We start from the raw sequence: 11,870 nt of genomic DNA on the forward strand, positions 1-11,870 counted from the left end.
GGCGCCCCGGTCGTGCGTGGCGCGGGTCGCGATCGGCGGAAGAGGGTGGCTGGGGTGAGGCTGATCGGCGCGTTCCCATAGGCTGGAGTGGCACATCTGCGCGCTCCGGCGCGGCGATGGGCGTCATGGCCGAGCAAGTGAAGGTGAGAAAGGACGCTGACGGTGGCTGGCGAACCGAAGTCCATATCGCGTGAAGAGGTCGCGCACCTGGCGCGACTGTCGCGACTGGCGCTGAGCGAGGACGAACTCGATGTCTACGCCAAGCAGCTGGACTCCATCCTGACTCACGTGGCGTCGGTCTCGGAGGTGGCCGCCGACGACGTTCCCGGCACCGCGCATCCCGCCGAGCTCGCCAACGTGCTGCGCCCCGACGTCGTGACCCCCGGTCTGAGCACCGAGGCCGCGCTGTCCGGTGCGCCCGCCGTCGAGCAGGACCGTTTCGCCGTTCCGCAGATCCTGGGAGAAGAGCAGTGAGTGTCGATTCGAGTGCCGCCGCGCCGCGTCCGGACGGTGACCTGATCGGTCTGTCCGCCGCCGAGCTCGCCACCAAGATCGCCGCCCGCGAGATCAGCTCGGTGGAGGTCACGCAGGCCCACCTCGACCGCATCGCCGAGGTCGACGACAAGATCGGCGCCTTCCTGCACATCAGCGGCGCGGAGGCCCTCGTCGCCGCCAAGGCTGCCGACGACGCGATCGCCGCGGGCGAGGTCCCGTCGGCGCTGGCCGGTGTGCCGATCGCGCTCAAGGACGTCTTCACCACCACGGATGCGCCCACCACGTGTGGCTCCAAGATCCTCGAGGGCTGGGTCCCGCCGTACGACGCCACGGTCACCGAGAAGCTCCGCAAAGCGGGCATCCCGATCCTGGGCAAGACCAACATGGACGAGTTCGCCATGGGCAGCTCGACCGAGAACTCCGCCTACCAGCTGACCCGCAACCCCTGGGACCCCACCAAGATCCCGGGCGGCTCCGGTGGCGGTAGTGCCGCGGCGCTCGCGTCGTTCGAGGCGCCGCTGGCCATCGGCACCGACACCGGTGGCTCGATCCGCCAGCCGGCCGCCGTCACTGCGACCGTCGGCGTCAAGCCCACCTACGGCACCGTCTCGCGCTATGGACTCGTCGCCTGCGCGTCGTCGCTGGACCAGGGTGGCCCGTGTGCCCGAACCGTCCTCGACACCGCGATGCTGCACGAGATCATCGCCGGTCACGATCCCCGTGACTCGACCTCGATCGACGCGCCGGTGCCCGACGTGGTCGCCGCCGCGCGCGAGGGTGCGCAGCAGGATCTCGAGGGCGTGCGTATCGGCGTGGTCAAGGAACTGCAGGGCGAGGGCTACCAGGCCGGCGTTCTCGAGTCGTTCCACGACGCCGTCGCGCTGCTCGAGGAGCGCGGCGCCGAGGTCGTCGAGGTCAGCTGCAAGCACTTCACCTACGCGCTGGGCGCCTACTACCTGATCCTGCCGTCGGAGGTGTCCAGCAACCTCGCCCGCTTCGACGCGATGCGGTACGGCCTGCGCGTCGGAGACGACGGCACACACTCCGCCGACGAGGTCATGGCGCTGTCGCGCGAGGCCGGTTTCGGCCCGGAGGTCAAGCGCCGCATCATGATCGGCACCTACGCGCTGTCGTCGGGCTACTACGACGCCTACTACGGCCAGGCGCAGAAGGTCCGCACCCTGATCGCCCGCGACTTCGCCGCCGCGTTCGAGCAGGTCGACGTGCTGATCTCGCCGACGACGCCGACCACCGCCTTCCCGATCGGGGAGAAGGTCGACGACCCGCTGGCCATGTACCTGTTCGACCTGTGCACCCTGCCGGTCAACCTGGCGGGCATCGGGTCGATGTCGGTGCCGTCGGGCCTGTCGAAGGATGACGGCATGCCGGTCGGCCTGCAGATCATGGCCCCGGCGCTCGCCGACGACCGGCTCTACCGGGTCGGTGCGGCCTACGAGGCCGCGCGGGGCCCGATCGTCTAGGCCACAAGCTCACTTCTGGACAGATCCACCACCCCGACGAGGTGGTGGATCTGTCCATTTCTGCTGGTCTGCGGCTACCCGACCTGCTCCACCCCGTACCGGTGTCCGACGCCGGGCGGTCCGTCGAGCGCGGACAGCAGGTCCACGCTGGTCTGCAGGAAACTCACCACGGGCAACCACGGGGCCTCGGGGACCCGGGGTCCGTCGAAGACGGTGCCGTGCGGCGAGGTCGTCGGCCACCACAACGCGGTCGTCGACCACCGGCCGACCGGGTCGCTGTGATTCGCGAGAATCCTTCTCGGCGTGCGTGATCCGTCCTCGACCGTGCCACCCGGTGGTGCAGTCAGCACCGTCTCCATCGGGAGTGCCGGGTGATGGTTCTCCAACCACACCCGTGCCGCATCGGCGCCGATGGCGCCGAGGCTCTGGCCGTAGAGCACGAGCCGTGGACGGTCCGGGGCCGCCGCGAGGACCGGAGCCAGCCGGCGGAGAAGGGCGACCGCCGACTCGGTCGCGGCCGACCGGTCGGTGACGAACGCCTGCCATGACGGGACGTCGGAATATGGCAGCGAGAGCACCCTGATGTCGTGACCGAGGCGACGGACGAATCCGTCGACCGCCGTCCGGTCCACCCAGCCCGAGCCGGTCGGGACCGCGACGATCACCGCATCCGCCGACAGCCCGCCGGAGTGAGCCCATGTGTCGACCAGATCCGTTGCGGCGCGATCGAAGTCGCCGTCGGACAGTTCCCCCTTCAGGACGAGGCCCGGTTCGGACGTCGTCCGGGCCGGGCTGGGCAGCTCGCCGTCCGCCCCGGCCTGGGCGGGCGTCAGCAACCCGGCGGTCAACGCGACCGCGCACGCGGCGACCACGGCCGTGAGCCGTGGGAGCAGCACGATCGCCGCGACGGCGGCAGCCGGGGCGAGCGTGGTGCCCGCGCACCAGAGGATATCGACCGGCGGTGCCCCCACCGCGTCGCGGATCAGCGACTGCCACCGGACGGCGAGTCCCGCGCCGGACGCGGCCACCAACACGCCGACGCCCAGGGAGACGCGCCGTGACCGATCATCGACGTCGCAGGCGGATCGCGACGACAGCCACTTCCCGATGATCGCCCCAAGCGATGCGAAAGCGGTTGTCAGCACGGTCATGGTCACCGCATCGCGCGGCAGGCTTCCGGGATACAGCGAGATCAGATAACCGATCAGCACACAGACGACGAGGACGGGACGGGGTGAGCTGTTCATGAGATCTCCCGTACGGAACGCGTGTCGGCGAAGGCACGCTCGAAGGTGGTGGTGACGAGACGGGGGATCGACTCGCCGGCGGCCGGGGGTCCGCCGGCCTGCCGCCAGGTGTTCCAGGCGAGCCCGATCCGGGCGGCCTGTGCCGCCGCATGGCAGAGCGGGTCGGTGCACGTTTCGTGCATCCGGTCGATCAGCATGCGGTCCAGTGCGAGACGTGCCCACGCGTCGAGCGGATGACCGGATGCGTCGGCGGCCCGCAGCAAGTCGTAGCCGAAATCGTGTGTCCGGCACAGGGACGTGAACCGATCGGGCAGCGGGATGGGGGATGAGCAGTCACCGTCGGGGTTGATCGGGACGCCGTTTGCCAGGGCCGGGCGGTATCCCATCACCTCCGCGAACCCGGCGGGCAGGATCTCCAGTGCGTGTTGTGGATGCGATCCGGTCAGTGCCCGAACCACCTTCGCGTACGGATCACCGGCGTCACGCGCCGACGGTCGGATCCCGTCCGCGCCGATGTCGCCCGCGACCGCCTGTGCCGTCGACATCCACTGTCCGACAACGATCACGGCCAGTGTGACGGCAGCGATCACGGCGCGCAGCGGGAAGCCGGAGCGGCCGCGGCCGCGAGCGGTGGCGCGCCGTGATCCGCGACGAGAAACGTTGTACGAGGGTGGTTTCCGGGTCAGCTGTGGTGGACTCGATGTCGTCATGGATCATGACGCTAAGGACGGGAAACCCTCGTCCACATCGCTCCGCGGAGCCGATCGCCCGTCGCCGTCCGGGTGGGTCGTGGGGGAGGGGTCCAGTACCCGGGAAGGAGGGTGTCTCCCCCCAAAGTATGAGGACTCGGTGTATCCGCGCGGCCTAGGGTTGAAGCATGTCCGGTTTACGCAAGCATCTGCAGGCGGCGCGCGGCGAGTTCGTCGACTGGGTGTCGAGTGCACCGGTCGCCCGAGTACCCGCGGTGCGGGCCTACTTCTCGCGGCCGATGAACTGGTTCTTCCTGCTGCTCGCCGTCTTCATGTACATGATCGCCTGGCCGACGCTGCAGGTGACGCATCCGATGCCGGAGATCCTGCGACCGTTCGTCTCGGCGTTCGCGGCACTCCCGGTCGCGCTGGCGTGGTCGGCGCCGATGGTCGCGTGGGCGATCTCGGTGGTCTCGGCACAGGTCATCGGGTTGGTCGTACCGAGGAGCGAGGACTGGGAGCTGACCATCCAGGTCACGCACTTCATCGAATTGCTGTTCCTCACCTTCATGGTGATGCTGCGTGGTCCGCTGCGCTGGATCCCGGTGGTGTGGCTCGCCAGCTCGATCGTGGTCGCCTACGCGGTGCACCCGGCGTGGATCATCGCGACCTCGGCGATGGCCGTGGTCGTACCACTCCTGCGCGTACTCATGGCGTCGCGCCGTCAGCTCGCCGAGCGCACCAAGGCGACCGAGGCGGCGGAAGCGGAGTCCGCGGTGCTCCAGGAACGCGCGCGGATCGCGCGCGATCTGCACGATGTGGTGGCGCACCGGATGTCGATGGTCGTCGTCATGGCGCAGACCGCCCGATACCGTCTCCCCGACGTCCCGCCCGCCGCCGCAGCCGAATTCGACGCCATCGCCGATGCCGCGCGCACCTCTCTCGACGAGGTGCGGCAGCTGCTCGGGGTGCTGCGTGTCGAGGGGAGCGAGCCCAACGCGGCCCCGAATCCGCGACTGGCGGACATCGATGCCCTGGTCGCCGAGACGCGCCGGGCCGGCTCCGAGGTCACCCTCACCCGATCCGTCGACGACGAGATGGTCGGCGACTCCGCCGCTCTGGTGGTCTACCGGATCGTGCAGGAATCGCTGGCCAACGCGACCCGTCACGCACCGGGAAGCCGTACCGAGGTGACCATCGCGCCGTCGGCGACGGGGTTCGTCGAGGTGTCCGTGGTGAATTCGGCTCCCATGGCCGCGCCCCTGGGCATCGGCGGCAGCGGCGTCGGTATCCCGGGCATGCTCGAACGTGCTCAGGCCGTGGGCGGGTCGCTCGTCGCGGCGCCGACGGTCGACGGCGGTTTCGCGGTCCGCGCCCGCATCCCGATGACCCCGCCGCGGGAGGACGCCGTCCTCACCACGGCGGCCGCCTCGGAATCGGAAGGTCGAGACACGCACCAGGACGGTGACCGGTAGCCTGACGCACGTGTCGATGACCCCGGATTCGCAACGCTCACATGGAGACACCGGACCGATCACCGTCGTCGTCGCCGACGACCAGGCCATGGTGCGCCAGGGATTCTCGGCATTGCTCGCCGCACAGCCGGACCTGTCGGTCCTCGGCGACGCGGCGGACGGCGTGGAGGCGGTGGAGGTGTGCCGGCGTACCCGTCCCGACGTCGTCCTCATGGACGTCCGGATGCCGCGCAAGGACGGTCTGTGGGCGGCCGAGCAGATCCTGGCCGCCGGCTGGGACCCGCCCACCCGGGTGCTGATGCTCACCACCTTCGACATCGACGACTACGTCTACGAGGCGCTGCGCATCGGCGCATCGGGGTTCCTGCTCAAGGACGCGCCCGCCGACGAACTCGTGCGCGCGGTGCGCGTGGTCGCGGCGGGGGAGGCGTTGCTCGCGCCCGCGATCACCAAGCGACTCATCGACGAGGTGACGTCGCGACGGCGCCGGCCGAAGAAGAACCCCGCGCTCGACCACCTCACCCCGCGCGAGCGGGAGGTGCTCGAACTCCTCGCCGAGGGCAAGTCGAACGCCGAGATCGGCGCCGACCTCTTCGTCACCGAACAGACGGTGAAGACCCACGTGAGCAGTCTGCTCGGCAAGCTGCGGCTCCGCGACCGTGCCCAGGCGGTCGTGTTCGCCTACGAGAACGGTCTCAAGTGAATTCGTGACCGGCGGTGCGGGCGCCCGGGCACTAGATTGGGAGTGATCGTCGAGAAGGAGGGTCCCACCACATGGCCAAGAGGTTCGGCATTCTCACATCCGGCGGTGACTGCCCCGGCCTGAACGCGGTGATCCGCGGTGCGGTGCTCAAGGGCGAAACCGTCTACGGGCACGAGTTCGTCGGCTTCAAGAACGGGTGGGCGGGTCTCGTCTACGGCGACATCATGGAACTCAACCGGTCCACGGTGCGCGGTCTCTCGCACCAGGGCGGAACCATCCTCGGTACCAGTCGGTTCGGTCCCTACTCCGAACCCGACGGCGGTCCGGACAACATCAAGAAGGTCCTCGAGAACCTCGGGGTCGACGGCGTGATCGCGATCGGCGGCGAGGGCACCGCGTCGGCGTCCAAACGGCTCTTCGAGGACGGCATCAACATCGTCGGCGTCCCCAAGACCATCGACAACGACATCGACGCCACCGACTACACCTTCGGTTTCAACACCGCCGTCGAGATCGCCACCGAGGCCATCGACCGGTTGCGCACCACCGGCAACTCGCACCAGAGGTGCATGGTGCTCGAGGTGATGGGCCGGCACGCGGGCTGGATCGCGCTGCACTCCGGTATCGCCGGCGGCGCCCACGTCATCCTCATCCCGGAGCAGCCGGAGAGCCTCGACCAGATCTGCGCCTGGGTGACCAGCGTCAAGGCGCGCGGCCGTTCGCCGATGGTCGTGGTGGCGGAGGGCTTCAAGCTGCCCGACATGACCGAGGCCTACTCCACCAAGGGCCTCGACGGGTTCAACCGTCCGCGGCTCGGCGGTGTCGGCGAGGTGCTGGCGCCGCTCATCGAGGAGCGAACCGGCATCGAGACCCGTGCGACGGTGCTCGGACACATCCAGCGCGGCGGCGTGCCGTCGGCCTACGACCGTGTGCTGGCCACCCGAATGGGCATGGCCACCGCCGACCTCGTCGCAGAGAAGGGGTGGGGCCAGATGGTCGCCCTGCACGGCACCAGCATCGACCGCATCACCTTCGACGAGGCGCTCGGCAAGCTGAAGACCGTGCCGCCGGAGCAGTACAAGGAGATCCGGGTCATCTTCGGCTGATCCGGCCCGGTTCCGGCGGACAAAGGGAGGCCCGTCGGCGGTGGGCGTCCTCCACCGCCGACGGGCTCGTCGGTTGGTTCTCGTGGTCGCGGCAGGCGTTACTGCGTCGGGTAGGGCTGCTGCGGCGTGTGGGTCGGAGCCGGCTCGCGCGGGATGATGATCCACAGCGCCAGGTAGATCAGCACCTGGGGCCCGGGGAGCAGCAACGACAACACGAACAGCGCGCGGACCAGCGTCGGATCCCAGCCGTAGCGGGCGGCGATGCCGCCGCAGACCCCGCCGAGCCAGGCGTCGGTGCGCGAACGCATCAGCCGGGGACCGGAATATGCGGGTTGTGCTGTGGTCATCGGTGAACTCCTCGGTCGGTGAACTCTCGTCTTCGACGGTAGGGCCGACGAGGCGTTTCGGACATCGGTGATCACCCTGAACGTTCCCCTGGGATTTCGCCGCATAAACTGGCATCCATGACTTCCGCCGCCACCGATCTGTTGGACTACGACGAGGTCATCGCCGCTTTCGATCCGGTGATGGGCCTCGAGGTGCATGTCGAGCTGGGTACCGCGACCAAGATGTTCTGCGGTTGCCCGACCGATTTCGGTGCCGATCCCAACACCCAGGTGTGCCCGGTGTGCATCGGCCTGCCCGGATCGCTGCCGGTCGCCAACGCCAAGGCCGTCGAGTCGGCCATCCGGATCGGCCTGGCCCTGAACTGCTCGATCCGGCCGTCGAGCGTGTTCGCGCGGAAGAACTACTTCTACCCGGACCAGCCGAAGAACTACCAGATCTCGCAGTACGACGAGCCGATCGCCTACGACGGCTACCTCGATGTGCCGCTGTCGGACGGCACCACCTGGCGGGTCGAGATCGAGCGTGCCCACATGGAGGAGGACACCGGCAAGTCGCTGCACATCGGCGGCGCCACGGGCCGCATCCACGGTGCGAGCCACTCGCTGCTCGATTACAACCGTGCCGGCGTCCCGCTCGTCGAGATCGTCACCAGGCCGATCGTCGGCGCCGGTGAGCGCGCCCCCGAGGTCGCCCGCGCCTACGTGACCGCGCTGCGCGACCTGCTCAAGGCGCTCGGCGTGTCCGACGTCCGCATGGACCAGGGGTCGCTGCGGTGCGACGCCAACGTCTCGCTGATGCCGAAGGGCGCCAGTGAGTTCGGCACCCGCACCGAGACCAAGAACGTCAACTCGCTGAAGAGCGTCGAGGTCGCCGTGCGCTACGAGATGTGCCGCCAGGCGGCCGTGCTCAAGGCCGGCGGCGAGATCGTCCAGGAGACGCGGCACTTCCACGAGACCGACGGCACCACCTCCGCCGGTCGCCGCAAGGAGACCGCCGAGGACTACCGCTACTTCCCGGAGCCCGACCTGCCCCCGGTGCAGCCGGACCCGGCGTGGATCGAGGAGCTGCGCGGCACGATGCCGGAGCTCCCGTGGGTGCGTCGCGCCCGTATCCAGGAGGAGTGGGGCGTGTCCGACGAGGTCATGCGCGACCTGGTCAACGTGGGCGCCGTCGACCTGATCATCGCCACCGTCGACGCCGGCGCCGCGGCCGAGGCCGCCCGCGGCTGGTGGGTGTCGTTCCTTGCGCAGCAGGCGAATTCGCGCGGCGTCGAGCTCGCGGACCTGCCCATCACCCCGGCGCAGGTCGCCGAGATCATCGGCTTCGTCGACGAGGGCAAGCTGACCACCAAGCTGGCCCAGCAGGTCGCCACCGCCGTCCTCGACGGCGAGGGCGAGCCCGCGCAGATCGTCGCCGACCGCGGTCTCGAGGTCGTCCGCGACGACTCGGCGCTGCAGAAGGCGGTCGACGAGGCGCTCGCCGCCAACCCCGACATCGCCGAGAAGATCCGCGGCGGCAAGGTGCAGGCCGCCGGCAAGATCGTCGGCGACGTCATGAAGGCGACCCGCGGCCAGGCCGACCCGGCGCGCGTGAAGGAACTGGTGCTCGAGGCCTGCAAGTAGGCGCCTCCACCAGCTGAGAAGCGACAACGACAAGCCACGAAGGCCCGGCGGGACAACGGATCCCGCCGGGCCTTCGTGGCTTGATTCTTGATTCGCCCATGCTCCAAGGGGCGACGGATCCTCCTCGGCCAACCGTCCGGCCGAGGACCGCCGGTCACCGGAGCTTTGCAACCCCGTGGCCTGCGGGGGACGTGTCGACGGGTGAAGCGCCTCGGCCGCATCCGCCGGGTGACTCACGTCCGGTCGTTGCCCCCGCCCTGCGGCAGGAACCGGAACACCCGGTCGTCGGTGGGCTTGGGATTGCCGACCTGCTTGTTGACGGTCGCGACCTGGAGCAGTCCGTTGGGCAGCGCGGTCATCCGGCCCAGCGCGCCGTAGCGGCGGTCGAGAACGACGGCCGGCGCGGTGACGGTCGGATCCTCGCGGGTGGGTTCGCGGATGCTCTCGATGTGCTGGGTGCGGGTCGTCGACACGAAGATGTTGCCGTTCGCGACACCGCATCCGGCGATCTGCGGCTTGTCGGGCCACGTCCACAACACCTTGGGGCCGCCCTCCTCGAGGACCTGCACCCGGTCCTCGGCGGCCTTCTGGTCGGCGATGTAGATGGCGCCGGTGGAAGCATTGGGGCACAACGCGACCGACGATCCGAACCCCGAGGCGAGAATTCGCGGACGCGGGTTCTGGCCCGAGGTGAACGAGGTGATCACCAGCACCTTGCCCGCCAGCGACGACGGGTCGTCGGCGGCCGCGGGGTTCCCGGCGTCACCGGTGGCGACGACGAGTTCGGTGGGCGTGCGGAAGAACATCGAGCCCATGTTCCCGGTGGCGCCCTTGGGGATTCCGGTGAGGATCGGCTTCGGGACATCGCCCGGCGCGAGTCGCACGACCCGGTTGTCCGACGGTGTCGTGATCAGCGCGTAGATCAGTCGGTCCTGGGCGTAGGTGGGTGAGAAGGCGAAATCGACGAGTCCGCCGTCGCCCGAGGCGTCGACCTGCGCCTGCCCGAGGATCCGCTCGGGTCCGTAGCGCTTGGTGGTGATGATCTTCCCGGTGGTCCGCTCGGCGACCACGGTCACCTCGCCCTGATCGTCGCCGGGCATCAGCCCGCCGGTCGACGCGAGGCAGGTGGCGATCACCGCGGGGTCGGGATCGATGCAGGGGCCCGACGGCGGCGGCTGGGTCTCGCGCGGCGTCGCCGGCGGGGGAGTCGGCTCCTCCTGTCCGCTCGGCCGGCTGTTGGGACTGAACGCACCCGCCTCCCGCTGACGGTCCTGATCGGTGAAGTTCGCGCAACCCCCCAGCGCGAGTGTGATCACCGCCAGGATCGTCACCAGCAATCGGCCGCTCGGCCGCCCCTTCCACATGGCGTCCACAGTAATGGTGTGCCGACTCGCCCCGCCGAGGTGCGGGGACCGGCGTGCACGAGCGCCTAGAGTCGGGCATGTGAGCGAACGCGACACGCCGAACGCCGGGGAGTCCGATACATCGGCCACGCCCGCAACCAGCCCATACGACGAGCCGACCGGTCAGATCCCGGTCCCGGAGCGGTCACCGGTGCCGGAGCCCGCGGCGGACCGGGACGCCTTCTACGACCGGCATGCACGCCGGCCCGCGGCCTATTCCCGGGTCGACGAGCTCGACGACATCGATCCCGCGGACGTCGAGACCCGCCGCATCGATCCGCCGTCGCCCGCGGTCCCCGACGCCGCACCGGCGGCGACACGAGGCGCAGACGCGCCGGCGGCGACACGAGGCGCAGACGCGCCGGCGGCGCCGGTGCCCTCGGCGCCCGCACCCGAGTCCGGTCTCGACCCGGATGTCGAACCGACGGTCGCATTCGCGAAGCAGCCGGCCACCCCCGCGCCCGCCGAGGTCCCGGCCGACGACGCGCTGACCACCCCCGAGCCGGCGCTGCCTCCCGTCGGCACCGCCCGCTACCCCTTCCTCGAGGACGAAGAGGACAGCCGCCACGCCGCCGACGCCGCGCTGATCGACGACGAGGAGCCGGGGCGTAGAGGGCTCCTCGGGCGGCGCAAGCGGGGCGACGACGAGTACGACACCCGCGGCACCGTCGCCGGCGAAGAGTTCGACGAAGCGGTGGCGAAGGCCCGCCGCGGAACCCTCGACCTCGGGCTGCTCATCCTGCGCGTCGGTCTCGGCGTCGTCGTCGGGGCCCACGGCCTCCAGAAGCTGTTCGGACTCTGGAACGGCCCACGGCTGTCCGGTTTCGAACAGATGCTGATCGACGGTGGCTTCAACGCCGACTACGCGCAGATCCTCGCGATCGTCGGCGCGCTGTCGGAAACCGTCGGCGGGCTGATGGTCATCCTCGGTCTGCTCACCCCGATCGGCGCGTCCGCGATCCTCGGCACGATGCTCGTCGCCGCCGCCTACCGGGTCTCCGCGGCCGGGGGCTTCGAATTCTTCGCCGCTGCGCAGGGCGTCGAATTCGAACTGTTCCTCGCGGTCGCCGCGGCCGCGGTCATCCTCACCGGCCCCGGCCTGTACTCGCTGGACTACCCGCGCGGCTGGGCACGACGCCCCTTCGTCGGCTCCTTCGTGTGGCTGATCGTCGGCGTCGCCGCAGCGGCGGCCGTCTGGATCCTCGCCAACGGCACCAACCCGCTCGCCTGACCGTCGCGCCACGCGTGGCCCGAACACGAATGCGGGCCGGGTACCGGAATCCGATACCCAGCCCGCATTC

Annotated in this window: 11 protein-coding genes; 7 read left to right on the forward strand and 4 right to left on the reverse strand. The window is 69.9% G+C overall.

All coding sequences use genetic code 11. The features are described from left to right. The first annotated feature begins 162 nt into the window (after positions 1 to 162). Positions 163 to 474 carry an Asp-tRNA(Asn)/Glu-tRNA(Gln) amidotransferase subunit GatC gene (gatC, locus tag ABFT43_RS05585; RefSeq protein WP_347959393.1) on the forward strand — a complete coding sequence of 104 codons (312 nt, stop codon included), beginning with the start codon at positions 163 to 165 and terminating at the stop codon, positions 472 to 474. After that, a complete protein-coding gene (gene gatA, locus ABFT43_RS05590; protein ID WP_347959394.1) occupies positions 471 to 1,976 on the forward strand; it encodes an Asp-tRNA(Asn)/Glu-tRNA(Gln) amidotransferase subunit GatA in 1,506 nt (501 codons plus the stop codon). Before gatC ends, gatA begins: the two co-directional genes overlap by 4 nt. 74 nt (positions 1,977 to 2,050) lie before the next feature. Here gatA and ABFT43_RS05595 read toward each other — a convergent pair whose 3' ends face one another. Then, complete coding sequence (locus ABFT43_RS05595; RefSeq protein WP_347959395.1) at positions 2,051 to 3,223, reverse strand: alpha/beta-hydrolase family protein; 1,173 nt, start codon at positions 3,221 to 3,223, stop codon at positions 2,051 to 2,053. Beyond that, complete coding sequence (locus ABFT43_RS05600) at positions 3,220 to 3,933, reverse strand: hypothetical protein (RefSeq protein ID WP_347959396.1); 714 nt, start codon at positions 3,931 to 3,933, stop codon at positions 3,220 to 3,222. Before ABFT43_RS05600 ends, ABFT43_RS05595 begins: the two co-directional genes overlap by 4 nt. 167 nt (positions 3,934 to 4,100) lie before the next feature. Here ABFT43_RS05600 and ABFT43_RS05605 point away from each other — a divergent pair, with 167 nt between their 5' ends. The 3 genes from ABFT43_RS05605 to ABFT43_RS05615 all read left to right on the forward strand — a co-directional run bounded on the left by ABFT43_RS05605 (position 4,101) and on the right by ABFT43_RS05615 (position 7,196). Continuing rightward, positions 4,101 to 5,387, forward strand: coding sequence for a sensor histidine kinase (locus ABFT43_RS05605; protein WP_347959397.1), 1,287 nt, complete (start codon positions 4,101 to 4,103; stop codon positions 5,385 to 5,387). A 16-nt stretch (positions 5,388 to 5,403) separates the two neighbouring features. Next, entirely contained in the window at positions 5,404 to 6,090 is a 687-nt protein-coding gene (locus ABFT43_RS05610) for a response regulator transcription factor (RefSeq protein WP_347959741.1), read from the forward strand. 71 nt (positions 6,091 to 6,161) lie between these two features. Next, entirely contained in the window at positions 6,162 to 7,196 is a 1,035-nt protein-coding gene (locus ABFT43_RS05615; RefSeq protein ID WP_347959398.1) for a 6-phosphofructokinase, read from the forward strand. A gap of 98 nt (positions 7,197 to 7,294) precedes the next feature. Here the strand turns inward: ABFT43_RS05615 and ABFT43_RS05620 are convergent, their stop codons facing one another. Next, on the reverse strand, positions 7,295 to 7,543 hold the full coding sequence (locus ABFT43_RS05620) for a PspC domain-containing protein (RefSeq protein WP_347959399.1): 249 nt from the start codon (positions 7,541 to 7,543) through the stop codon (positions 7,295 to 7,297). Positions 7,544 to 7,660: 117 nt separating this feature from the next. On the opposite strand from ABFT43_RS05620, the gene gatB reads away from it, so the two are divergent. Then, positions 7,661 to 9,166, forward strand: coding sequence for an Asp-tRNA(Asn)/Glu-tRNA(Gln) amidotransferase subunit GatB (gene gatB / locus ABFT43_RS05625; RefSeq protein ID WP_347959400.1), 1,506 nt, complete (start codon positions 7,661 to 7,663; stop codon positions 9,164 to 9,166). Between the two features lie 233 nt (positions 9,167 to 9,399). Here the strand turns inward: gatB and ABFT43_RS05630 are convergent, their stop codons facing one another. Next, complete coding sequence (locus tag ABFT43_RS05630; protein WP_457590101.1) at positions 9,400 to 10,530, reverse strand: PQQ-dependent sugar dehydrogenase; 1,131 nt, start codon at positions 10,528 to 10,530, stop codon at positions 9,400 to 9,402. 79 nt (positions 10,531 to 10,609) lie between these two features. Between ABFT43_RS05630 and ABFT43_RS05635 the strand changes: the two genes are divergently transcribed. Continuing rightward, positions 10,610 to 11,800 carry a DoxX family protein gene (locus ABFT43_RS05635; protein WP_347959401.1) on the forward strand — a complete coding sequence of 397 codons (1,191 nt, stop codon included), beginning with the start codon at positions 10,610 to 10,612 and terminating at the stop codon, positions 11,798 to 11,800. Positions 11,801 to 11,870: the final 70 nt, after the last annotated feature.

This window comes from Gordonia aurantiaca, from assembly GCF_039939235.1.
Classification (GTDB): domain Bacteria; phylum Actinomycetota; class Actinomycetes; order Mycobacteriales; family Mycobacteriaceae; genus Gordonia.